This window comes from Microcoleus sp. LAD1_D5, from assembly GCF_036702115.1.
Taxonomy (GTDB): domain Bacteria; phylum Cyanobacteriota; class Cyanobacteriia; order Cyanobacteriales; family Microcoleaceae; genus Microcoleus.
Map to the genome: position 1 here is coordinate 138,814 of NZ_JAUBSA010000006.1, position 23,787 is coordinate 162,600.

Annotated in this window: 18 protein-coding genes, 1 tRNA gene and 3 pseudogenes; 8 read left to right on the plus strand and 14 right to left on the minus strand. The window is 45.6% G+C overall.

The features are described 5' to 3' along the window. Positions 1–259: 259 nt before the first annotated feature. The 5 genes and pseudogenes from QUA70_RS05030 to QUA70_RS05050 form a co-directional block, all read right to left on the minus strand. Complete coding sequence (locus tag QUA70_RS05030; RefSeq protein ID WP_333330784.1) at positions 260–472, minus strand: hypothetical protein; 213 nt, start codon at positions 470–472, stop codon at positions 260–262. A 350-nt stretch (positions 473–822) separates the two neighbouring features. After that, positions 823–1,734: a DUF2382 domain-containing protein gene (locus QUA70_RS05035; protein WP_333330786.1), complete on the minus strand. Its 912-nt coding sequence runs from the start codon at positions 1,732–1,734 to the stop codon at positions 823–825. A gap of 627 nt (positions 1,735–2,361) precedes the next feature. Next, complete coding sequence (locus tag QUA70_RS05040) at positions 2,362–3,588, minus strand: HetZ-related protein (protein WP_333334661.1); 1,227 nt, start codon at positions 3,586–3,588, stop codon at positions 2,362–2,364. A gap of 520 nt (positions 3,589–4,108) precedes the next feature. Next, positions 4,109–4,453: pseudogene (dtd, locus tag QUA70_RS05045) on the minus strand (D-aminoacyl-tRNA deacylase); the annotation flags it as partial. A 239-nt stretch (positions 4,454–4,692) separates the two neighbouring features. After that, on the minus strand, positions 4,693–5,454 hold the full coding sequence (locus tag QUA70_RS05050; protein WP_333345345.1) for an FkbM family methyltransferase: 762 nt from the start codon (positions 5,452–5,454) through the stop codon (positions 4,693–4,695). A 430-nt stretch (positions 5,455–5,884) separates the two neighbouring features. Between QUA70_RS05050 and QUA70_RS05055 the strand changes: the two genes are divergently transcribed. Further along, entirely contained in the window at positions 5,885–6,133 is a 249-nt protein-coding gene (locus QUA70_RS05055) for a hypothetical protein (protein WP_333345347.1), read from the plus strand. 145 nt (positions 6,134–6,278) lie between these two features. Here the strand turns inward: QUA70_RS05055 and QUA70_RS05060 are convergent, their stop codons facing one another. Continuing rightward, positions 6,279–7,997, minus strand: coding sequence for an ATP-binding protein (locus QUA70_RS05060; RefSeq protein ID WP_333334669.1), 1,719 nt, complete (start codon positions 7,995–7,997; stop codon positions 6,279–6,281). Between the two features lie 40 nt (positions 7,998–8,037). Beyond that, positions 8,038–8,382 (minus strand): transposase, encoded by a 345-nt coding sequence (locus QUA70_RS05065; protein ID WP_333334671.1) that lies wholly within the window; start codon positions 8,380–8,382, stop codon positions 8,038–8,040. Positions 8,383–8,812: 430 nt separating this feature from the next. Between QUA70_RS05065 and QUA70_RS05070 the strand changes: the two genes are divergently transcribed. The 4 genes from QUA70_RS05070 (at position 8,813) to QUA70_RS05085 (ending at position 11,180) form a co-directional block, all read left to right on the plus strand. Beyond that, on the plus strand, positions 8,813–9,076 hold the full coding sequence (locus QUA70_RS05070; RefSeq protein ID WP_333345349.1) for a hypothetical protein: 264 nt from the start codon (positions 8,813–8,815) through the stop codon (positions 9,074–9,076). A gap of 87 nt (positions 9,077–9,163) precedes the next feature. Beyond that, positions 9,164–9,331, plus strand: coding sequence for a hypothetical protein (locus QUA70_RS05075; RefSeq protein ID WP_333410323.1), 168 nt, complete (start codon positions 9,164–9,166; stop codon positions 9,329–9,331). A gap of 108 nt (positions 9,332–9,439) precedes the next feature. Continuing rightward, positions 9,440–9,512 (plus strand) — tRNA-Glu (locus QUA70_RS05080). A 618-nt stretch (positions 9,513–10,130) separates the two neighbouring features. Then, entirely contained in the window at positions 10,131–11,180 is a 1,050-nt protein-coding gene (locus QUA70_RS05085; protein ID WP_333345353.1) for a hypothetical protein, read from the plus strand. A 134-nt stretch (positions 11,181–11,314) separates the two neighbouring features. Here QUA70_RS05085 and QUA70_RS05090 read toward each other — a convergent pair whose 3' ends face one another. From QUA70_RS05090 to QUA70_RS05115, 6 genes are all read right to left on the minus strand, one after another. Then, positions 11,315–12,433, minus strand: coding sequence for a beta-glucosidase (locus QUA70_RS05090; protein WP_333345354.1), 1,119 nt, complete (start codon positions 12,431–12,433; stop codon positions 11,315–11,317). 162 nt (positions 12,434–12,595) lie between these two features. Continuing rightward, positions 12,596–14,479: a glycoside hydrolase family 2 TIM barrel-domain containing protein gene (locus QUA70_RS05095; RefSeq protein ID WP_333334681.1), complete on the minus strand. Its 1,884-nt coding sequence runs from the start codon at positions 14,477–14,479 to the stop codon at positions 12,596–12,598. Between the two features lie 222 nt (positions 14,480–14,701). Further along, positions 14,702–15,058: an STAS domain-containing protein gene (locus QUA70_RS05100; RefSeq protein WP_333334683.1), complete on the minus strand. Its 357-nt coding sequence runs from the start codon at positions 15,056–15,058 to the stop codon at positions 14,702–14,704. 104 nt (positions 15,059–15,162) lie between these two features. Beyond that, positions 15,163–16,410 (minus strand): UDP-galactopyranose mutase, encoded by a 1,248-nt coding sequence (glf, locus tag QUA70_RS05105; RefSeq protein ID WP_333334685.1) that lies wholly within the window; start codon positions 16,408–16,410, stop codon positions 15,163–15,165. Positions 16,411–16,533: 123 nt separating this feature from the next. Further along, positions 16,534–17,661, minus strand: coding sequence for a glycosyltransferase family 1 protein (locus QUA70_RS05110; protein ID WP_333345356.1), 1,128 nt, complete (start codon positions 17,659–17,661; stop codon positions 16,534–16,536). Between the two features lie 1,008 nt (positions 17,662–18,669). After that, entirely contained in the window at positions 18,670–19,707 is a 1,038-nt protein-coding gene (locus tag QUA70_RS05115) for an aldo/keto reductase (protein ID WP_333334687.1), read from the minus strand. 426 nt (positions 19,708–20,133) lie between these two features. Here QUA70_RS05115 and QUA70_RS05120 point away from each other — a divergent pair, with 426 nt between their 5' ends. From QUA70_RS05120 to QUA70_RS05130, 3 genes and pseudogenes are all read left to right on the plus strand, one after another. Further along, complete coding sequence (locus QUA70_RS05120) at positions 20,134–20,535, plus strand: fasciclin domain-containing protein (protein WP_333334689.1); 402 nt, start codon at positions 20,134–20,136, stop codon at positions 20,533–20,535. A gap of 462 nt (positions 20,536–20,997) precedes the next feature. Then, positions 20,998–22,128, plus strand: coding sequence for a GTP-binding protein (locus tag QUA70_RS05125; protein WP_333334698.1), 1,131 nt, complete (start codon positions 20,998–21,000; stop codon positions 22,126–22,128). 288 nt (positions 22,129–22,416) lie between these two features. Further along, positions 22,417–22,509: pseudogene (locus QUA70_RS05130) on the plus strand (D-aminoacyl-tRNA deacylase); the annotation flags it as partial. A gap of 44 nt (positions 22,510–22,553) precedes the next feature. Here QUA70_RS05130 and QUA70_RS05135 read toward each other — a convergent pair. Next, a pseudogene (locus tag QUA70_RS05135) lies at positions 22,554–23,667 on the minus strand (IS630 family transposase). Positions 23,668–23,787: the final 120 nt, after the last annotated feature.

Genomic DNA, 23,787 nt, shown 5'->3' on the forward strand with positions numbered 1-23,787 from the left:
ACAGAACCGACCGCACGCTCGATCGTGCTAACCGCCTCCACTGAATTTTTATGCTTTGCTTGATTCGATGCACTACCGCTGTTGTTATCTAAGTTGGGCTAAAAGAAATAGCGATCGAGGATATCCTAAACCAATAGCAATATCCCGAATCCACGGATGGCTCACAGGAGACGTTAGAAGAATAAAACAAGGCGATCGCTCAACGATGAAAATCAGTATGTAAATGCGATCGCTTTTAGGATTGATACTGCTTTAAAAATCAATTATGCTTTTTAGCAGCACTAGCAGGAAGGTATTTTGTAGCTTCCTCATTATTAGAGAGTGGTTCGCTCTGACCTAGATAAACCAAAGCTTGATGAATTAGCGCCGTAGCACTCCCCCGACTGAGCAACTCGGTTGGATTAACAACTCTGGGGTCTGGATAGTTGACCGGGATATTTGCTTTTGTCGCTGCTGCCACTTCATCAACCACATCTTTAGGAATTTTGTCGGCATCTTTATAATAGGATTTGACAACTTCTGATGCCGATCTCCCACAAGGTGCAGTTGCAGTTGTTACTGTTGTTGGGGGAGCACTTTTAGCAGGCGTAGACTGTGGGTGCCGCTATAATACTGGTAATAACGGCTGCATCAAATCGCAGCGATGCTAAACGAGAAAGCTAGGAAGGCTGCACTTATTAGCGACAAACGCCAGCAATTAGATAGGATAAATCTTCTCCTTTGTTTGCATGGCTAGTGATTTTTTAAGTTCGTATTTGCGCTTCAACGCTCATGTGGGCGAAGACAGCGCAACTACAAACCCTTGTTCAATTCATTCGCACTCTAACGCCCTTCTCTCTTCACGTCCAACTCTTCGCGACGCAGTGTTTCCGTTGCCTCAACAATCTCCGTTTCAACTTCTTTCCTGATGTTAACTTCTTCGCGCACGAAAGCTTCTTTTTTGATATCAGCAGTTTCTTCGTAAACTTCCATACGCATCACCTTTTCCTGCTTGAAGGGAGTATCCCGATTTACTGGCGCACCTGCCTTTCCTGGAGTTACACTCTCAATTACAACTCGCTCTTTTTCTGTTGGAACTGAAACTCGTGCCGTTTCGGTTTCAACTCGCTTGCCAATTGCTACCTCGCCAGCTTTGTGACGGCTTTTTTCTGCAACCAGTCGTTCTTCGTAGAGTCGGAATTTGTGATGCTCGCGCTCGTTCATCTGATACAAGTGAGGCTCTTGTTCGTAAGTGTAGGTGTTGCGGTCATAACCAGCAGCGCTAGCTTGGTTAGAGACAGAACGCGGCATAGAAACTGGTGCAGATTCTTGTACAGGCAATGAGGTTTCTAAAGGCAATGATGCTTCTACAGGTGCAGACCCTTCTACAGTTAGAGTACGATAAACACCCCGCACTTGTTCTTCATAATCGTAATCAACTACCATCCCATCCTCATACCTGGGTAGTCTTTCTGCTTGGTCTTTATTCCTCAAACCCGTCGCATAGATGCGCTCTGCATCAACCTCAACTCGACAAAGAGCAACTGGAACTAATACCTTCTTGCCAAAGATCCAGAAACCCGTGTCAACAACAAAATATCGGAAACGTCCTGTCTCATCCACTAGCGCGGTATCGATAGAGCCAATCTTCTCCTCTGTATTTCCAGCATAGATATCCAGACCTTTGATATCTTCGCCATTAAAAGCAGCTTCGCGGTAGTTGGGATTAAAATCTTCAATTTTGTAAAGTAACATAGGAGTCCTTCCCTTTCTATTTACATCAAGTTATGCCCTCATTTTAGATAGAACTCAAATTTGATGCTTCCTTCTTATGAAGGATTAAATGAAACAGAATAGTAAGATGAGTATATTTATTTTAATCTTTTTCTGTCTTTGGATAGATGACTTGTCATTTTTTATCCACCTTCCGCACCCTCAAGTTTGACAATCGGTTTTTAACTATTTTTATAAAAAAAAATTATAAATTCGACTTTGATACTTTACATTAACGGCTCAAAAATATCTACATAATTTATTAGTTTAAAAATTGACTTTTATGTGAAATATTTTCGGGAAACAAATTTGAACAACTTTGCCTTGATTATGCTACCTCTTAAGCAAGCAATTTCCCATAAATGATGACTAATGACTAATGACTAATGACTAATAAAAACAAATTCCCCGGCCTAACCAGGGAACGAAAGATATTAAAAAAAGTAATGTAGTTTTAATAAATTGAATTTGCCAAAAAGCGGCGATAAATAAGTAACAGCGCTTGTTGATTTGAGAGCGGACGCCGGGGCGGGCAGTCCTGTGCAGGTGCCGCACCCGATCGCATTTTCCAGTCTCAAGAAAACAGTTGCATTCATATTTGAGTACCAATTAAGCTTGGCTGCTGTTGCGAGTCTGGCTAGCCAGCTCCAACAGTTGCGCCCAGCGTTTTTGGACTTGTTTGGGAGTGCATTTGAGCGCGGTGGCGATCGCCTTGTCGCTTTCTTGATTCCGCTTCAATTCTAACAGTTGCTGCATTTCGGGCGCAAGTTGAGCGCGAAATGCTTCCCATTTGTCCGAAGTCATTCCCAGCTTTTGATCGACATCAGCACCCAGCCATTCGTGGACGAGTTTCCAATTTTGAGTGCGGGCAAATTTTTCGACGTGGTACTTGAAACGTTGTTGCAAGTAGTCGCGCTGGCGGGAAGACAAACCGAGCGCGCGGTCAATTTCCGAAGCCGAAAGGTCTTGCAATTTTAAAGTTAAGTAATTCACGCATTCTGGCTGATTTTGGGCTTCCAGATAGGCGATCAATTCCGAGACTACTCGATCGCGCAGCACAGCATCAGCCGGATCGACAGTTTCCGATACCATTTGCTCGCGCACTTGTTGCAGCGCCGGAGAGCGGCTGTACATTTCCGCATCTTCTCCCTTGCCGGATTCTACAGCCATTTCAATGTCGATCGCAGTTTCGGGAGGTTGGCCCTTGGCAAATCCTTGAGCGCGCAACACGATCAGGCGCTGGCGGTTGCGGCCCGGTAAGCCGATTTGGCGCTTGGCGTAGTGTTCGGTAAAAGCCATGTACTCAGCCAATTCTAGCTGCGTGCGGGGCTGGTAGGTGACATCGAGTTGGTGTTCGCGGCGGAAAGCTCGCAGAGATTCGATGTAAAAGCCTTGCAAAAAGTCTTCAATCATGTTGTAGCGAGCTTGGAAGTTCAAGTTCGATCGGAAAGAAGCAACATGGCGGTAAATCATCGCCGCGAGGTGGGAGTGCAGTTCGACGCGGCCTTGTTTGGAACCGAGGCGGTAGTATTGCAGGGTTTTTTGCAACCGGTGCTCAGCCAAGGTGATTTGCCAAGCTTCAACTTCGCCGGAAATTTGGATGCGATCGCTCTTTTGGCAAATCCGTTCGACTTCCTTAGCAATCCGCATCGCCACTGCTTGAGCGCTGCGGCTGGCAGTTTTCATTTCCCCTTGCAATTCTTTGAGGGCGAAGTTAGCCAAAGCGAGGATATCGATGCTGGGAACCGTATTGATTTCGGCGGTTTGTTCCGGAATGCTGTTGAGGTCAGAAGCAGTGTTGCAGTTGACGGTGTTGGTGGCAGCTTGGACAGTCATGGCGTTTATCGGGTGGTAGGACACAGCGGGTGTGCGAGGACATTTGTCAGAGAGTGAGGTGGCAGTTGCTGGCGGTTTCGCTTGCTGTGCTGATTCAACTCTCTATACATTGAATGTTACGGAAGTAGAGATAACCGCAGTGAGGCCAGTGTTCCACTCTCTCATGCAACAGTTTTTGGCTGCTGAATCTGATTCTAAGCGCTGGCTGTAGAAGATTGATTTTATTTCCGTTAAAGCCTTACTGTACAAGCATTCTGAGCTGTTATTTGGGTGGGGCGATCGCTCTTTGAGATCCGGGTACTCCGAGACGGCTGAGTGGACAATTTACTAACTGGCTATTTGAGGCCGTTTTGGGCGTTGGAGATTATGGAATCGAGACTCGGCAGAGTGTAGCGAACTGCAATGTATTCTGAAGCTACGGCACAGCATTTAGGAAACCCGGTTAATCTGAAAATTTGATCTTATTCAAGAAGTAAGAATGAAGAAGGAAGAAGCACAGAGAGCTTTGTTTGCAAACAATTCAGCCTGATTCTTTCTCTAATACCAAAGTCACCGGCCCGTCATTCTCGATCGAGACTTGCATCATCGCTGCAAACACGCCTGTTTCAACTTTTAAGCCGTTCGGGCGCAACTTTTCGACAAATTTATCATAAAAAATTTCGCCTCGTTCAGGAGCTGCTGCTCCATGGAAGGAAGGTCGCCGACCTTTGCGAGAGTCGCCGTAGGGCGTAAACTGACTGACAACCAGCAACTCGCCGCCGAGGTCTTCTACGGACTTGTCCCAGCGCCCGGTATCCCCGGCCGAGTCGGGAAACAAACGTAATTCTAGGCATTTGCGAGCCATCCCATCGATTTCTGATTCGGTGGTAAACGTACTTTTTTGGCTTTAATATCCTCCGAACTGGCGCTTAACTTAATTTAATTGCAGCACTATCTTATAAAGATGTTGCTAATTTTTGTGCTGTCCATCTTCCAAATTCGTATTCTAAATTTTGAGGTTTTTTATCTATAGTTAATCATAAGACTTTTATCTATAGCAATCAGGAGCATCTCATATTTGTAAAAACACTTCTTCTGGCTACTTCGTTCTTCCTCCTTCCTTCTTCAACATCTGCTATATCCTTCAGGGTTGCAGGTTCGAGATGCTAAAATCGAGCCGTACCATTTATCTATTGGTATTTGCTTTCCGATCCGAAATCCTAAGTTTTCAATAATTTGTCTGGTTTCCGCGTGAGTGTGACCAGACCACAAGTGATATTCTAAAGAAAGGTTTTGCACCAGTTGCCAAGTATCTCGATCTTCAAATAACAGCCATTCTGCACCTTCGCAGTCTACTTTGGCTAAATCGATGCTACCACCAATTCGCTCGATCGCCCTGCGAAAGGATATCATTGGTATGTCGCCGCTTTCGCTAACTGTGGATCTAGTTTTTCCCGAAACTTCCCGAATGTCGAGGACTACTTTACCATCTCGACATCCTACTGCTTCCATAAAATATGTAAAATTTGCGATTTGAGATTGATGTTTGAGGTAATTTTCTAGGTAGGGATTAGCTTCGTAGGCGTGAATTACGGCCTGGGGAAACCTGTTCCTCGCAGCAATCGGAAATAAGCCGACATTGGCTCCAATATCAATAATTGTCATCAGCGATTCAGATAATTGCTCGACTCCGTAGCAGTCGTCTAAAAGCACTTCTATAAATTCTCCATCCATGCCTTTCTCTGAAGGTACGTTTACTTGATGCAGTTTTCCTTGCACAATTAATTGTTCGGGCAATTGAAAATTAGCCACTCTATTAAATTTAATCCCTAACTTTTTGGCTCGAATTTGGCGCTGCACGAGTTGCTGAAGTTTATGGACAAGCATAGGCAAAGATTGAGATTGGTTTTAATTTTAAAATAACGTTAGATGATGAAAAAACCTCTAGGTAATAATTCACCTTGGGGACCGATTGTAAATCGAGTTTATGTCGGCGAATTCAACCTGAAGGCGAGAGTTTTAGTCAACCAATCCGGCTGATTGCGTGTTTGTTGAGAATGCGCTAGATATAGGAATCATTGCAGGAGTTGTAATTTTTTTTCCCCACCCCAACCCTCCCTGCGGGTTCGGGGAGAAAGTAATAAATTTACAAATCATGGGAGGATGGCTAGAACATTACAGAAAGTTGTTGTTTTGTTCATAAGAAGAGTAAATTGAGAGTAAATCTTGTTTAATATGGGTCAAAATGTGCTTCAAAACACGGAATTGAAAAATGTGAGAGTTCGATGGACAGATCCCAACAATTGAAGAGTTAGTAATGCTCCACTTTCTCAGGGCTGCGGAGGCGGAAATTAACCAGCGGTTGAGGGAAAAATTCGCAGGCCGGGGAGTGAATGCTTGGCTCGATCGTGCGAACAATGCGATCGCCCTAATTCCCGGCCACAATCCCCAAAAGTCGATCGCCATTACGGCTGACAAAGATGAAATTGGCATCCTAAAGAATCTAGCACTCATGCAGGGTCTACTTGATAACCACTCTGAGTGCTTCCTATCCTTGACACAGTAGATTTGTTACCTGAATCAAGTTAACAGAGGTTTGTGCTGGAGACAAAAGTCACAAGCTTGATTTGCCACAACCGCTAGCCTTCACCCCAAGCTGACAAGATGCCGATTATTCTCAAACGCAACATTTGTTCTTGAACACCTGGGTTTTAGCACCTGCTTGTACGTCCGGTGAGGCTGGCCACCACCGCCACTAACTCAGCAGCATCTACAGGTTTGGTCAAATGTATCTGAAAACCTGCTAATAGTGCCTGCCGACGATCGTCATTCCGGGCATAAGCCGTCAGCGCGATCGCGGGTAGCCTACCGCCCCGCTGCGCTTCAAGTTGACGCAACTTGCGGATCAGGGAGTAGCCATCCTCATCCGGCATCCCAATATCGCTAACTAAAACATCGGGGCTGTGATCGGTTGCGGTTTCGATAATGGTCAAGGCCTCCTTGACCGAAGCCACAGCCATGACATCAGCACCATACTTTTCGAGAATCGTGCTCAGCAACTCTAGCGCGTCAGCCTCGTCCTCCACCACTAAGATTTGTAAGCCTTCAAGGGTCGGCGAGGCTTGAAACATCCCATTCCCCTCAACGAGCGAGTTTAATGGCTCTGGATCGCTGGGTGGTAGATGGATAATCATCACGGGCAGTTTGACTGTAAAGGTCGTCCCCTGTCCTATCCCTGGACTCACTACTGTTACAGTCCCGCCATGTAATTCAACTAATTGACGCACAATGGCTAACCCTAAACCCAACCCCCCATAACTGCGAGTGGTCGTGCTGTCGTGCTGGCTGAAGCGATCAAAGACAAAGGGTAGAAAGTCCGAGCTGATGCCTTGTCCAGTGTCGCTGACAGTAATTTCAACATGGGAATTAACCCGCTGCAAACGAATCTGGACTCGCCCGTTTTTAGGCGTAAATTTGAGGGCATTAGAAAGTAGATTCCACACAACTTGCTGCAACCTATCGGCATCACCCAAAAGCGGGCCAACTTCAGAATCGAGCACGCTTTGCAAGCGAATTGACTTTGCCTCAGCCGCCAAGTGTACAGACTCAATCGCCGATTCAATCACCGGCACGAGGTTGACAGGACGGACTCGGAGGCGCAGTTTACCTGTGATGATGCGAGAAACATCGAGGATGTCTTCGATGAGCTGGGCTTGAGACTTCGCGTTTCGCTCGATCGTCTCCAAAGCCCGCGCCACCTTATCCTCACTCAGGTTTTTTTGCCGTAACATCGTTGACCACCCTAAGATCGCGTTGAGAGGAGTTCTGAGTTCATGAGAAAGAATCGAGAGAAACTCATCCTTGGCACGGTTAGCTGCCTCTGCCTCTGCCCGAATTACTTGTTCACGCATCAATAATTCGTCTTTGGTGCGATTAGACGCTTCCAGTTGGGAAGTGCGTTCCTGCACCCGTTGCTCTAGCTCCACATTAATCGCCTGGATACGGCGGCGACTCTCTTCTAGTTCCTGGTTTGTAAGGGCAAGTTGAGCTGGACTGGGCGTATCGAGTGCCACTGGAATTAAGGGAATCAGTAAAAAGGTGAACGTATAGAAAGACCAAACACCAGTGACAGCTTTGATCAGTCCTGAAACCCAATAAATGGGGTGCCAAAGTGTCACTATTCCCATCAGGTGCGTAGTGCCACATAAGGCAAAGATAAAAAAGAAACCCACCAGCAGCGTCACCGTGTGGGCAGGCAGATCCTTACGCTCATTCGTAAAGTAAACAATGGCAACCGCCACCGAGTAATAAGCGAGGGTAGTCAAGGCATCTGACGTTAAGTGCAGCCAGACTAACCCCGGTTTCCAGAGGTAACAATGCCCGTGAGGAATGAAATTACTAGAAAAGAAGGTGCTCAAGAGGTTAGGCATATTAATTTACGGCACTGTCAAGTTAATTTAGGGGGTGTCATCAATTCAACCAGATGACCGCCGCAGCCAGAAGCATCGACGCCGGAAAGTTCACCGCCCTAGGCTGATAGCGCGTCGCGATTGCCTGATATTGCTTGAGCTTGGGGAAAAAGTTCTCAATCAAATGACGGGCTCTGTACAATTGAGCATCGTAAGTTTCCAGGGTCTTGCAATTGCGGTGAGGTGAAATGACGGTGGTCTTCTCCTCGGCATTGAGGCGGTCAATCACACGCTGATCTGGATCATAGCCCTTGTTAGCCAGCAGTGTATCCGCCACCAGTAATGGCTGCCGTTGCTCGGCTCCTGCTCGCGTCACCAGTTTGTCCGGGGTGAGGTGAAACCCCAACGCATCTCCTCAAAAAGGTCAGCAGGAAAATGTTTCTTTAGAGTGGGAAAATGCCTGGATCGAAAACAAGGAGAAGGAGTCATTCGATTTTAGATTTTAGATTTTAGATTTTGGATTGACCCCACGGATAAATGCGGGGGCTGGAGGATTTTAGATTTTAGATTTTGGATTGATTCCACGGATAAATCACGTGGCGGGTACCATCAAAAAATTCTTGGTCAGAAGACAGAATTCAGAATACCCCATGCCTGAAGTGAGGGTTTTCGGTAATGAAAGAATTTTTTCGGCTCCACGATTAAAATCGGGGGCTTGAAACCTGGATTCTCCATCCTGTCGCACAGAATCCATTCTGGTTCCTGAATTCTGAATTCTTCTTCGGTAAATGTACAGCCGAGGAATTACGTCTGCGGGAATTTGATCGGGAACGCGGATGGTGGTGGGAAAGCACCGCAAACGCCCGCTGCGGTTGAATGATTGGATGGATAGCGAGGTACAGCCTGGACAACAAGGCTTCTGTGGCTATTTTGCTGGCTCTGGCGGAATGTTTGAAAGAGCCTGCGGTGAATGTTTATTTGGTGTCGTCGGCGAAGGAGCCGAGGCGATCGCAGCTTTGTATTTTACGCAGTGCCAGCCGTTGGATGCGCTGATTGCTTGGGAAATTTGCAAGCTTGGTGGCTCAATAGCCGATTCTTGACGGCGACAACCCGGTTTTGCTGGTTCAGGAGGACTACGGACTGTACGATGAAGAATTGGGGAACTGCACGCAGCAGCCGGCTTAGAGGTGCTGTTGGGGGCAATTAGCTGTTTTGGGAGAGATGCTGCGATCGCCACGAAGTTCGGCCAGATGGCCCGCGTCGCTTGTTTGGGCATCCCCACCCAGAACACCCACGGTTCGAGATTGCTCACCGGCCGGGCGATCGACAATTGCGATCGTATCCTCAAAGCCTAGTGTGACTAGCTTTGGGACAAGTAGAAAAAAAACTTTCGCAAAGTAGTTGACAGATTGGGAAAGATTAGTTAAGGTAATAAAGGTGCGGAACACAAGCAAACGCAACGCGCCCCCATCGTCTAGAGGCCTAGGACACATCCCTTTCACGGATGCGACGGGGATTCGAATTCCCCTGGGGGTATTGAAAATTTAAGTCTGATATCAAAGTGATATCTAGTATGTGGGGTGGGCATTTTGCCCGCCCTTATTGCTATTAGGACTTACGCAGGGGTAGCCAGAAACCTGGTTTTTGCTGAGAAGACCCGTCACAGCCTGCAGCAACCGCCAAAACCCGCTTTCTTTAGTTTGGTTTCTTTGGTGTTGATTCGTAACTCCCCTGATTAAATCAATTATCAGAATTAGCAATTAATTACCAATTAAAGAGAATTTAAACTTGCCAGGGTTACGTTTATTTCTTGTTGAAAAGGAGAGTTGGTGATTTTTTGAGCCATCAAGTTTTTAATCTCGTGACGCTCGCTCTTTATGAGAGAAAAGGTGAGATCCTTGGTTGGGCATACTATAAGTGTGCCTGCGTAAGTCCTGTTTGATGTAGAGGTTTCAACCCCTGTCTTAAGTCCCTGGTTAATACCTTAAGTCCTCGGTCGAGCACTAATGAGTTCTTCAGTCGTATGCAAGAGGACTTTTTCTTTGAGGCAGGGGTTTCAACCGCTGGCGGACGGACGGATTGCCGGACTGTTAGATATAATAGGCTCAATATAGTTGAGCACTTAGACAGCCAATAGCAGCAAAGGGGAGTGCGATGTACATACCTGTTACTTTCGACGGCGGCATCCACAGGAACGAAGCAATAGAAATAAAAGTCAGAAACTTTAAAGACTTAAACTTACAGGAAAGACATATTGAAGAGTTCTTACGCAAAAACATTAATTTGCTCTTTGGAGATAACGAAACTCTTCTAGTTGTTGGTCAACAAGTTCGTAATGCGAGTAAGGGGATTAGCGACCTGACTGCCATTGATGCAGATGGCAATATTGTTCTAATCGAGATTAAACGCGACGTACAAGATATCAAGACCAGAAAAGAACCTTTTGAATTTCAAGCTATCAGGTATGCCGCGAGTTATGCCAAAATTTCTACACCTGAATCCCTTGTAGAGTTGGTCTATAGCTCGTATATCGAGATCCACAAAGATGAGTATGAATTACGTGATTTGACTCCTAGTGAAAAAGCGAGACAAGAGTTGAATAAATTTTTGTCAAGTAATGACGCACTCAAAACCTTTAACAAAAAACAACGAATAATACTTATAGCCTCATCCTTTGATGAGCAAACCCTTTCTGCTGTTGCTTGGTTGATTTCAAATGGGGTAGATGCGATCTGTCTTAATATCACTCCTGTTTTTATAGGAGAGCAAGGTTTTTTGAGTATTGAGAAAATTTTGCCTCCGGCACAACTGGATGATTTTTACGTGGGTTTAGCCGGAGGAGGTTCTACAATCAAGGGAGAAATTATATCCACTAATTCTGCCATTACAAGAACTTTTCTACCTCGAATGGACAAGTTGTTTGAGTGGGAATTAATCAACGCTGGGGATAGCCTTGAAATTAAAGATTTTGAAAGCTCTGAAGCTATAATGATTGATCCTACATTGGTCAGATTTAATGGGGAAGAAATCTCCTATAATAGTTGGGGAAAGAAAGTTACAGGGTGGTCTTCTATAAATATTTATGAATGGGCAGTGCTTAGTTCGACTAAGAGGACTTTACATGAACTAAGGAAGGAAAAAATGGCAGAGTTGGAAGCCAAAGCCAGTCAAAGTGAACAAGTTCAAAACGAAGATGTGGGATAGATTACATACAAAATTGTGAGAAGAGCTCTTAGATCGTGTCCGCTCGATCGCTCGAAATTTCTGTAGTAGGTTGGGTTGAACTTAGTGAAACCCAACATCAACTGTTGTTGGGTTTCATTATTATATGGCAATCATCAATCTCGCAACTTCACCAACGGTTCAATCTGCTGCCTTTGAAACTGCAATTCATCCGCCAAAGGCTGGTAAATTTCCCGATCGCCCGATTCATTGCAATAATCCCACAAACCATTGTAACAGTGCCTGTCGTCGTCCCAACCCGGATGGTTAACAATCGGATACAAGCAGATTCCCTCTATCGGAACTCCTGCTTTCATCGCCGCCATTACCTCAGTGCACACATAATTAAACCAGACAGGTCTAAAATCGTCTTCAGTACCCGTTTCGGCTATGAATAAAGGGCGGCGGTAGCGCTCGAACACTTCTTGCAGCATTTCACCAAACGGGCGGTACAGCGGATGGGTGTATTTCATCGGCTCTTCATTGTGAATCCACTGATTGCGATCGTAATAATTCACCCCAATAATATCGAGATATTTTTCCTTACCCCCGAGTTCCGGGCGAAAACGTCCAGCCAACATATCCCAAGCTTGATATTGCGATAAACGATAACCTTCTGCCTCGTCTCGATCCTGCGGTCTGTCAGGATCGGCAATAATGTTAATTACCGGGTCGATTTGAACGATGCGAGTCCGGGGATTGACTTCCCAAACTGATTCTATCGCTGCGATCGCAGCTTTGATTAACTGGGTTTTTAGCTCGTCTCCCCGCCCTTTTGCAAACGGATTGATGTAGGCGACATCGCCGCCTCCCCAAGCAATAAATGAAATTTCATTCACAGGTGTCACGAAAGGTGTTTGGTCTGTTTCCTCAGTCAGCACTTCCATAAAAGCGCGCGCCATGTTGGCAAACCTGGACACGAATTCGGGACTGAAAATATCAATATCGTCGGGCCAGCCGTAGTGAAACAAATCCCAAATTACCTGCATTTTTGTGTCGCGGGCGGCCCGGATAATTGGCAGGGAACTGGAAAAATCGTATTTTCCGGCCGAGTGTTCAATTAAGTGCCAGCGGAGGCCTTCGCGGACTGTGTAAATGCCTTGCTGTTGCAATCGCTGGTAGTCGGCGACTGCAAATTTATCGTGGCCGGTGGCGGCTGTGACATCGAGGCGTTTTCCTGATCGCAATCTGTGGGTAGAACATTCAAAGCCACCCATGAAAAAACTTTGAAACATCTATCGAATGGGTAATGGGGCATGGGGCATTGGGCATAGGGCATAGGGCATAGGACATTGGGCATTAGGAATTTAGAAATTGGTAATTGTTAGCAATTAACTAATAACTAATAACTAATAACGGATGCCCTGTTTTGCCGATGCCCTATGCCCAATGCCCAATTAGCACTGAGTAATAGCTTGCGGCGGTGAACTTTCTTCGGGAATATCCCAGCCGAGAGTTGCCGCGGCCATCGTCTCTAAGGGAAACTTGGGAGTGCGATCGGCATACAGCAAACCGTTAGCTTCTTGGTAAGTATCGGTCAACTGGGTGTAACAAAATCCACTGAACATTTCAACTTTGTTTACCACCTTCAGTAGCGCGATGTAGCGCCTTTGCAGTTCCTTCGTGTCCCACGCGCGCACATAGCCCCAAACTCTGTAAAAATCGGGGTTTTCGTGGCCGGCGCAGGCGATGCCGCCGAATTCGGTCAGCATCATCGGCTGTCCTTGGTGCGGGTGGCCGTCGAGGGTGAGGATGCGCCCTCCCGGACGCCCGCGATCAAACAAATCGGCTAGCTGGACTTCGGGCCCGTAGCGCTTGGCTAGGGTTTGTGGGTTGTTGTCGTAGTCGTGAATCGCCAGGATGTCGGTATCGATGCTTTCCCAGCCGTCGTTACCTATGACGGGGCGAGTCGGATCGAGGGTTTTTGTCAAGAAATACAGCGCTTGCACGTAGTTGCGGTGGGCTGCGGCTTCGACTAAATTCGGAACTCCCCAAGATTCGTTGAATGGCACCCAGACTACGATACAGGGGTGGCTGGCGTCGCGGTCGATGACTTCCGTCCACTCCCGCGTCAGCCGTTGAACGGCTTTGGGAGTGAAGCGGTAGGCGCTGGGCATTTCTTCCCAAACTAAGAGTCCCAACACGTCAGCCCAGTACAAAAATCGGGGGTCTTCGATTTTTTGGTGCTTGCGGACGCCGTTGAAACCCATTGCTTTGACTAATTCGACATCGTGGCGCAAAGCTTCGTCGGAGGGGGCAGTCATCATGGTGTCGGGCCAGTAACCTTGGTCGAGCACCAGTCGCAAATAGTAGGGCCGGCCGTTTAGCATGAAGCGATCGCGCTGGATGCTGACAGTCCGCATGGCGGTGTAGGATTTAATCTCGTCGAGCAGTTTGCCGTCGGCCCACAACTGCACTTGAGCGTTAATTAGCGTCGGCTTTTCGGGACTCCACAGCAGTTCGTTGCGGTAGTCGTCGATCCCCGGGTCTGAGAGGGCGATACGGCGGTGAATTTCGCCGTTGAGGACTTCGTAGGTGTCGTTGACTAGCAGCAAACAGCCGATCGACAGTTTAACTTTAATCTGGATTCCCTCCTTGCGATCACCCGCCACAAACGCTTCAAAACCGATTTCCCAGCGTTCAAACTGGGGAGTCCAGCGGATGCGCTCGATATAAGTGTGAGGCACCAATTCTACCCAGACTGTCTGCCAAATGCCTGTCGTGCGCGGATACCAAATACTATGCGGCTCTATTTGCCAGTCTTGCTTGCCCCGTGGTTGCTCCAAATCTTGCGGGTCGTCCTGGGCCCAGACTGTCACCCGCTGCGGCCCGTTGAGGTTCACAACTGCTGTAATGTCTGCGCTGAAAGGAGTGTGTCCGCCTTCGTGTTCTATGACAAACTGACCGTTCACCCAGACGCGGGCGCGGTAGTCTACGGCCCCAAAGTGGAGGAGAACTCTGCCCTCTGTGTGGGGTACGTCAAATTCCCGTTCATACCAGCAGTTGGCGTGAAAGTTCGTGTCGCCGATCCCGCTTTTTGCCGATTCTGGAGCAAACGGCACTTCTATAGTGTGAGTCCACTCAGAAATATCGATCGGCTGCACGCAGTGGCCCGCGTCATCGTAAGCAAACCTCCACTGACCATTGAGACAAATCCAGTTGCTCCGGCGCAGTTGGGGGCGCGGATAACCTGTTTTCCGTCCTTGAACTGTCACCTTACTATCAAGAGTTGCAGACTCTTCTATCTCGCAATTTTCTAGCTCTCTACCTAACCAACTCATCGGCACATCTACCCAAAGTTATATTTATAGGTTAGCTACAATTACCACCACTTTGACAAGTTTTTTGCTGATTAATCTGCAAAAGTTCTGCCCATTAAAACAGCCTCATCTGAAGGCTCTCTTGTGCTGAAGTCATTAGTCAGAAGAAGGAACCATAAACCAGGAAGAAAAAACCAGGAAGATTTTTCGTATACCCCACTCTCCCCCTCTCCTCCTCTCTCTCTAGCTCGCCAGACTTTGCAAACCTCCTAACGGTTCAGTTAGCTCGCTTTTGAGAGAAAATTCTTCCGCAAACGGCAAACACTGAAATATTTGCTGTAGTCCCGTCAGTTCAAAGAGAATTCTAACTTGTTCGCTCATGGCCGAGATCAAAAGTATACATTCGCTGTCTCTAACTAATTTCACGATCGCCACTACAGCCATTAACTCGGAATTTTTCAGGAAATTTATTTTAGAGAAATCCAGCATAAGAATTTTGCCACCGCTTTCAATGAGGCGCTGTATTTCTTTCTGAAACTGAGCAGATTGAGAAATTTCCAAAACCTCATGAGACAAAACAATTTTAACTAGAACGTTCATTTTTACCTCAATGCTTGTTTGAATTATTAAATAACTTTTGATGAAAACCGAGTAAGGTGCTCCGTGGGCACCTTACCTTTTTACCCGTAACTCGCAGCTTCCAGCTACTTGCTAACAGATTTGCCGTTGCCGTTGCCGTGGCTGTTGCCGTTGTTGACAGCAGCGACTTCTAGAGAAGCTGCGGCTGGGCGAGGGGCAACTTCATTCGAGGAGGTTACATTAGAGGCAGTACCGTTAACATTTTCTACCAATTCAATCACCGGCTTGGTAGTAATTTGTTTGTAAGTTGTCAGAGCTTGAGCGACCACTTGATCCATGTTGTAATACTTGTAAGTCGCCAGCCTTCCCACGAAAGAAACTCCCGGAGTTGCATCAGCCAAAGCCTTATATTTCTTGTAAATTTCGGCATTCTCGGGACGCGGAACCGGGTAGTAAGGGTCTCCCTCAGCTTGGGGGTATTCGTAGACAATGCTAGTTTTTTGATGCTCTTGTCCGGTGAGGTATTTAAACTCCGTGCAGCGAGTATATAAATGCTCGTTGGGGTAATTTACGACCGGGGCTTTTTGGTGTACGGGTACGTTCAGTGTTTCGTGCTTGAATTCCAAGGAACGGTAAGGAAGTTTCCCGTAGCAATAATTGAAATAGGTATCGACCGGCCCGGTGTAAATCATTTCTCCGTAAGGGATAAAACCCTCAATCTCGCGGTAGTCGGTATTCAGCATCACCTTGATGTTTGGGTGAGAAAGCATCTTTTCAAACATCCGAGTGTAGCCGTGCAGCGGCATTGCTTGATAGGTATCGGTGAAATAGCGATCGTCCCGGTTAGTGCGAGTGGGTACGCGCGCAATCACTGAGTTGTCGAGTTCCGACGGGTCCATTCCCCACTGTTTGCGGGTGTAGTTGCGGAAGAATTTCTCGTAAAGTTCGCGGCCGACTTTGCTGACAACGACATCTTCGGAAGTGCGAATGTAATCCTTTGGTTCTGCTACTTTCGCGAAGAAATCTTCTACTTCAAATGAGGTGAGATTCAGTCCGTAAAGTTCGTTTACGGTGTTGAGATTGATCGGAATTGGCAGCAGTTGACCGTCAACGCTGGCTAGGACGCGGTGTTCGTAGGGCCGCCACTCGGTGAAGCGCGAAAGATACTCGAAAACTGGGCGGGAATTGGTGTGAAAAATGTGGGGGCCGTATTTGTGTACGAGAATGCCGTGGTCGTCGTAGTGATCGTATGCGTTGCCACCGATGTGGTTGCGGGTATCAATTATCAAGACTGTTTTTCCGGCCTCATTTGCTAGTCTTTCGGCAATGACGCTACCTGCAAATCCGGCTCCGACGATTAAATAGTCAAACATTGAAACACCTCTGATTTTTAGTAAGTTAATGGGTCATTTCTAATTGCAAACAAAGCGATGAGTGTTGAGTGTTAAGTTTTGAGTGGGTGCATTGGTAACTCTTTAACTTAAACCTCCACATTCCTAACTTAAAACTTTCATCCGGTCTTCGGCTTTCTGCCGTTTCTCGTGGATCGCACTTTTGATCAACCCCAGCATTTCACCCCAGGTATTGTCCCAAGAATTGTCTGCTAAAAAGGCGTCTACTTCGCTCAGCCACTTGGTGCGAACGTCCGAACTTTCGCTGAGAATTTCGTGGGCACAAGCAACGAATTCTTCTGAATTGCTAGCAATCCGAACCAAGCCTTTTACTCCGTAGGGCCGCACCACATCGCGGATCGGAGTAGAAATCACTGGTTTGCCTGCAGCGAGGTATTCTGGAGTTTTCGTGGGACTAATAAACTTAGTCGATTCGTTAATCGCAAAAGGTAGCATTGCTATATCCCACCCCCCAAGATACGCTGGCAGTTCTTGATAAGATTTGCCGCCAAGATAGTGTATATTTGGGTGAGTTGGCAGACTTGCCTGATCGATTTTCGCCACGGGGCCAATTATGACTAAATGCCACTCCGGCCTTGCTTCCGCAATTCCCCTCAGCAGTTCGATATCCATGCGTTCGTCTATGACGCCATAAAATCCCAAACGCGGGTGAGGAATGTCTTTTTGATCCGTCGGTTCTTCTGAAACATTCCTGGCTGTGGCAAAGTGTTCTTTTTCGATGCTGCTGGGGAAGGGGTGAATGTTTTCGTGCTGGTGCTGTTTAGCTTCGTAAAGGCTATGTCCGCCTGTAAATACTACGCTGGCGCGCTTTAATAGCTGGTTTTCATTGGCTTTTAAATTCGGGTGCGCGCCTTTGAATGCTGACAATTCATCCATGCAGTCGTAGACTACGGCTAGCGGCTTTAAGTGGTTTGTGAAACTGACAGCCATTGGGGTGTAATACCAGAGGATGTACTGGCTAATTTCTGCCGCTCGAAACAAATCATCTAGCATGGCTTGCTGAGCAGTTTGTGCTGTTGGTTCGCTGATTCCTTCGCTCAGGTGTGGTACTATTACCCAGACTCCGCTTTCGTGGATGCTGACATCAAGCCACCAATCTGTAGCCCCGCTCAAAATGGGTTCTTCTACAAAGAATACCCGACGATGTTGGGCACACCGACTCAAGAGATGTTGCGGACGCTGATAGACAAAATTCCACCGCAAATGAGACATGCAAACTAAATCTGGTGCCTCTAAAGCATCAGTTTTTGATAAGTTGGCGCGCAATGCGGGCGAGGGTGCGAATTGAGAGGGCGATTTGGCTGGATCTATAGAGGTAAATCGGATCTCCCATGCTCGAGCTTTATTGCTATAATTATTGTTTACTGAGTTTTCTGGGGGCGACATAATTAGCCTCTGGAATTAGTCAATGAAAATTGTCCGTTAAAATTGGTCAATAGGATATATTTCTCAGCAGTGTCTTACTGAAGTTGCAAGCATAAATCTGAGAATTTTTATTGACGAGCAAGCGCCGCATTCATTGAACCAAACAAAGAAACTGTTTAGCTGCGGGAAAACACGCTTATCTGCTTTTTTCAGAATTGAAACTTGGAGATAAGTTAATATTGCTAGACTTGCTATTGTTGTTAAATGTAGCCCAGTTTTTCAGCCATAACTTCTATCTGAAGGATGACTTCTATCTCAGGACGCGCTTAGCTTGCATGCTGGGTTCAAAAGCCGTTAAAATGCCGATCGACCTTGTAAAATGACTCTTAAGTGGCAGGTACGGGGTGAAAAAAGAGCGAGTTTTATTGCTTTATTTGGAGAGGATAGAAAATTTGCGATCAAATTTATGTTGCTTTTTGATTCGACAAACCTAGCCTTTTTTAAAGTCATCCGACTCGCTAGTAGGAAAAATTTGTATCCTAATATACAAATTCCCTCGGAGATTTCTGACTTCCGATAGATTAACAATTAACAGTTTATGGAGTCGGGTTAAATTCACCGAAGAACACCTGTCTCAACAATACCAAAGAAACCAGGCAACCGCAACGATAAACCTAATATTTTGCGCGAGTCTGTGGCAAGAAAGCAAAGTGACGACATTTGCGCTGTGGGCGTCAGTTTAACCTTGCGCCCACAGCACAAATGTCAATCATCCCTCTAAGGGCGGGTTCGCCGATATCTGCGATCAAAGGCAAAACATCCACGTAAACCCGCGACTAGAAAATAGCAGCAACTTTACAGTCGGCGGCTGTCAATTTTGGCGATTCCCCCTCCAAAGGCAAAATCTTGCACAGTCGAACTCTTTAAGAAATCGTGAGGGAAACCCAATTCAATTGCACTTACTTTGTCTAACTGCTGCATTTGTTCGGGAGTTAATTCAAACTCCAAACAAGCCAGATTTTCCTGAAGTTGCGAGAGTTTGCGCGAACCCACAATCGGAATAACTTGGACTGGCTGTTGGATCAGCCAATTTAGGGCTACTTGAGAAGCAGGTTTGCCAATTTCGGCTGCTATTTTGCTAACTTCGTCAGCAATTTTGAGGTCCCGTTCGTTAATTTTTCCCGATTCAGGTGAATTCAGCCGTTTAGCTTCGCTGGCTGTTTCTGAAGTGTTGTATTTTCCTGTCAGCAAACCCGCTGCTAGGGGACTCCAAGCTGTGACGCCAATATCAAAGGCTTTTGCCATAGGGATCAAGTCCCGTTCAGGAGTTCGCTCTTTTAAAGAATACTCGATTTGCAACCCGATAAATGGTGTCCAACCGCGAAGGTGGGCGATCGTATTTGCTTGAGAAATAATCCAAGCCGGCGTATCGGAAATGCCGATATAAAGAACTTTGCCTGCGCGCACCAAATCGTCAAAAGCGCGCATCACTTCTTCGACGGGTGTCGTAAAATCCCAAGCGTGCAGCCACAGCAAATCTATGTATTCAACTTGCAATCGCTTCAAACTTGCTTCTACTGCTTGGACCATATTTTTGCGGTGGTTGCCGAAACCGTTGATGTCGCCATTCTTCATGTTGAGGCTATACTTAGTGGCAACTACCCATTTTTCGCGATCGGCTGCGATGAACTCGCCGACATATTTTTCGCTAGTACCGTTGGTGTAGAGATTCGCGGTATCAATGAAATTGCCGCCCGCTTCTGCAAAGGCGTCGAACATTTTCCGGCTTTCGTCGTAGGAGCTCCCCCAACCCCACTCTTCCCCAAAAGTCATGGTTCCGAGGCAGATTTCGGAAACGCGAAGTCCGCTGTGACCTAGTAGTTTGTATCTCATGTCACCCTTCCGCTAGTTAATGGTTGTTAACAGTTTAGATCGGGATTTCCCAAACTGTTGCCATCAGTCGGGGTGGCGGGCTTTTGTAATGTGTTAGCGCTGCGCTGAATGTTAAATGTTTTGCCAAGTTAATCAAAATGTCGTAGCAGGGTCGAGGGTTCCGGACCATTGCCCCTGCGTTTAGTTTAAACAGCGCAGGGGCGATCGTCTTACTAATGTATTTAGGATTACATGAATAAATTAAATACCGTAAAATGACAAAATAAATATCTACCTTTAGATAGGTATTTTATGAAAGGAGTTAAATAAAAAAATACTATCTTAAATAATTAGAAAACCAGACAGAACTAGAGAAAAAATTAATGTAGCTAAATTAACTTTTTAGCGTTATAGTGATTTATAGATTACAAAAACTAGGTGACTCACTTGGCTGATATCGTTGATACCGCCGTTTCGGCTGGCTCTTTTACAACCCTAGTTGCTGCTGTCAAAGCTGCTGGTTTAGTAGATACTCTCAAAGGCGCTGGCCCCTTCACAGTTTTCGCACCTACTGACGAAGCTTTTGCTAAGCTTCCCGAAGGTACTGTAGACGCACTGCTTAAGGACATTCCTAAGCTCACAAAAATCTTGACTTATCATGTCGTTTCTGGCAAAGTTATGGCCGCTGATGTGGTCAACCTGAAATCTGCCAAGACAGTTGAAGGTTCAGAAGTTAAAATTGATGCTTCCAACGGCGTCAAAATTAATGATTCTACCGTTACAACAGCCGATGTTGCTGCTGATAATGGTGTCATCCACATTATTGATTCAGTCTTGCTTCCTGCGTAAGCACAGATTTAGATAGCGCCATACTATCTTGAGGGCGGTGGCTGTTGTTAGCCACCGCCCTGTTTCAGTTGATAGTTGAGATTTAAATATTTTACGCAGCTCGATAATTAAAATTATTATAGAGCAGCGGGAATTGGGCGATCGCACTCAGCTTAATTCTGCCCCCAATTTGTCGCTGTTGGATTTACCGGGAAAACTGGTTGCAGGCTAACTGCGACACGTACTCTGGACAAAAATTTTATCAAAAAAATAAAAAAGTGCGATCGCGACTCGTTAGCAATTGCCGATAATTAGCGGCCCACTTATTTTGCACTATCGGGCTGATTCCCGGTTGAGGCGTAGATACCAGGGCAACCAAACCCAACATTTTTCCGAGAAACTGGGTTGAGGAGGCATTGTCCTAATTAAGATACAATAAGAACCACAAAGAAAGTGCGATCGACATTATTTGACAGTCAAGCTATGCAATCTACAACTCAGTCCGAGACAGAACAGGCGATGGACGCTCCCAAACACGGATTGCCCGTTACAATTATTACAGGATTTCTCGGCAGCGGGAAAACAACCCTGCTCAACCATATCCTGACCAACCAGCAGGGTTTGAAAACAGCAGTTTTGGTAAATGAATTTGGCGAAATCGGCATCGACAACGAACTGATTGTCACCACCGACGACAACATGGTTGAGCTGAACAACGGCTGCATCTGCTGCACTATTAATGAAGATTTAGTTAATGCAGTTTACAAAGTTCTAGAACGTCAAGAAAATCTCGATTATCTAGTAGTCGAAACAACCGGACTCGCCGACCCGCTGCCAGTAGCAATGACTTTTTTAGGAACAGAACTGCGCGACCTAACTCGTCTCGATTCGATAGTGACAGTAGTAGACGCAGCCAACTACAGCTTAGATTTGTTCAACTCTCAAGCAGCTTACAGTCAAATAGCTTACGGCGATATAATTATCCTCAACAAAACTGATTTGGTTGAAGAAGCAGAGTTAGATTTGTTGGAAGTTAAGATTCGCGATATCAAAGAAGGTGCTAGAATTCTGCGAACAGTAAAATCGCAAGTTCCACTGCCGCTTGTCCTCAGTGTAGGATTGTTTGAATCTGACAAATATTTCCAATCTGAGGAAACTCCTAGCAGTCACGAACATCACGACCACGACCACCACGAACATCATGAACATCACGACCACGGCCATCACGACCACGGCCATCACGATCACAGCCATCACGATCACAGCCATCACGACCACTCCGACCATTTAGAAAATGACGGATTTACCTCAATTTCTTTCCAGAGCGACAAGCCCTTTTCTCTGAGGAAATTTCAATATTTCTTAGACAACCAACTGCCAACAAACGTGTTTCGCGCGAAAGGGATTATGTGGTTTGAAGAAAGTCCCAAACGGCATATTTTTCACTTGAGCGGCAAGCGATTTTCGATGGACGATGACGAGTGGAAAGGTGAGCGGAAAAACCAGCTTGTTCTCATCGGTCAGGGTTTGGATACCGAGAATTTGCGATCGCAACTCGAAAACTGTCTTTGTATGCCTTCAACCAATCGCGGCAAAGGTTTTGGGAAAAACTAACGGTAAAATATTCTTTTCTACTGGTTCCCAGGCTCTAGCCTGGGAACCGATGTCTAGAGGAAGAGCCTCTGTGGTACTCAGGAAGATAGGAGGCAGAGCATAAGAATCTGGGCGTTGCTGATTTAGGGTATGAAGGGCTAAATATGCCAGCCATAGAAACCAGTATCCACAAAGCTGCGGGATTTTCAAGTTATTTTTTTCATACCCTGATTAAGCAACGCCAGAATCTGCCTTACCCGGCTTTAGCCTGGTAACGAGTAATTACCTATTACCAATTACCTATTTTCAATGCGAGTCATCATCCCGCGAGTCAAATCATCTCAAGTCGAAATTAACGGTCAAATTGTCGGCAAAATTGCCTACGGACTTAACTTGCTGGTAGTGGCCAAGAAGTAATAATGGTAAGATAGTAAGCTGTTGCACATTTAAACTGTGATACAAGCATTACCCTTATTTTTGATTTTTCGCCCCCATTTAATTATTAATTGTCCTTCATTTAAGAGGATCTGCAATAAATACTCTAGCTCTTCAATAGATTTAAATAGCCTATTGGCAATATATTCTTTTGTCGCATGCCATACTAATTTAATTAAGTTATAGTCGGGGCTGTATTCGGGGAGAAATTCTAAAGGGAGATTAAGCATTTCTCTTTCAATTTTTTTTAGGTACTCTTCTTGATTATGAAAACTAGCATTATCAAGAACTATCACTATTTTCGCTTTTTTTCAGCAAATTCTGATGCTTGATTACCTGCTGAGACCCATTCATTAATTAGCTCTTCATAAAAAACTTTTAGGACTTTATAAAAATCATGTGAATTGCCTTTCTTCAGAAACTCTACAAACCTTTTTTTATCTGAATTCCTCACTCCTCCCATTACATTAACTCTGCCTTTTCTTCGGTCGCCTCTGACCTTTTTTCGGCTGCCTTTTTTACACCATTTTTTTCTTATGGTGACTCTTAAACTAAATCCACTCTCGTCCCAAAACCATACCTGTAATCGTTCGGGAGTTTCTTTTTCTATTTTTAAATATTCTGCTATCTTGATTTTAAACGCTGTTCTTTTTGCGGGATTTCTCTTGGACTCCAGGCTATACTTAGCGAGCGAGGTAAACATACTTTTTTGGCTTTAATATTCTCCTAACTTGTCCTCCGCTTAATTTTATTCCTGTGGATTCCTCTAAGTATGTTGCTACTCTCTGCGCTGTTCATCTTCCAAAATTATATCCTAATTTTTGAGGGTCTTTCTCTATGGTTTCTAATAATATTTCTATATATTTATCTCTGGCTTTTTTGTGATTCCCCTTCATCCTGTCATCTATTAAACTTTCTAAATTGTCGGGGTCTCCTTTCAGACACTCTTTTAGATACTTTGTTTACTGAACAACCCAAAAACTCAGTGAGTTTAGATTGCGTTTTGCCGTCATTGAGCAATAATAAAATCAGAATTCTTGCTCTGATATTTGCCTTTTCTTCCTCTCTTAAGGCTTTTTGTAGTTTCTCTATTTGTTTTGGATTGAGATGGTTTTTGGCGGGCATTTGTGTATGGATTGACTAAACTAAATTTTAGTTATACCTTATTTAGGGCTTGCTGAAAAAGTGAGAAAACAGCATTTAGAAAGATGAGTGAATTCGAGTTCTCCTCGGCAATATAAGTTT

Excerpts from the sequence above, each read along its gene's own strand:
- QUA70_RS05035 (WP_333330786.1), bottom strand. The coding sequence starts at position 1,734 with ATGTTACTTTACAAAATTGAAGATTTTAATCCCAACTACCGCGAAGCT.
- QUA70_RS05040 (WP_333334661.1), bottom strand. The coding sequence starts at position 3,588 with ATGACTGTCCAAGCTGCCACCAACACCGTCAACTGCAACACTGCTTCT.
- QUA70_RS05050 (WP_333345345.1), bottom strand. The coding sequence starts at position 5,454 with ATGCTTGTCCATAAACTTCAGCAACTCGTGCAGCGCCAAATTCGAGCC.
- QUA70_RS05055 (WP_333345347.1), top strand. The coding sequence starts at position 5,885 with ATGCTCCACTTTCTCAGGGCTGCGGAGGCGGAAATTAACCAGCGGTTG.
- QUA70_RS05060 (WP_333334669.1), bottom strand. The coding sequence starts at position 7,997 with ATGCCTAACCTCTTGAGCACCTTCTTTTCTAGTAATTTCATTCCTCAC.
- QUA70_RS05070 (WP_333345349.1), top strand. The coding sequence starts at position 8,813 with ATGGTGGTGGGAAAGCACCGCAAACGCCCGCTGCGGTTGAATGATTGG.
- QUA70_RS05085 (WP_333345353.1), top strand. The coding sequence starts at position 10,131 with ATGTACATACCTGTTACTTTCGACGGCGGCATCCACAGGAACGAAGCA.
- QUA70_RS05090 (WP_333345354.1), bottom strand. The coding sequence starts at position 12,433 with ATGTTTCAAAGTTTTTTCATGGGTGGCTTTGAATGTTCTACCCACAGA.
- QUA70_RS05095 (WP_333334681.1), bottom strand. The coding sequence starts at position 14,479 with ATGAGTTGGTTAGGTAGAGAGCTAGAAAATTGCGAGATAGAAGAGTCT.
- QUA70_RS05100 (WP_333334683.1), bottom strand. The coding sequence starts at position 15,058 with ATGAACGTTCTAGTTAAAATTGTTTTGTCTCATGAGGTTTTGGAAATT.
- glf (WP_333334685.1), bottom strand. The coding sequence starts at position 16,410 with ATGTTTGACTATTTAATCGTCGGAGCCGGATTTGCAGGTAGCGTCATT.
- QUA70_RS05110 (WP_333345356.1), bottom strand. The coding sequence starts at position 17,661 with ATGTCTCATTTGCGGTGGAATTTTGTCTATCAGCGTCCGCAACATCTC.
- QUA70_RS05115 (WP_333334687.1), bottom strand. The coding sequence starts at position 19,707 with ATGAGATACAAACTACTAGGTCACAGCGGACTTCGCGTTTCCGAAATC.
- QUA70_RS05125 (WP_333334698.1), top strand. The coding sequence starts at position 20,998 with ATGCAATCTACAACTCAGTCCGAGACAGAACAGGCGATGGACGCTCCC.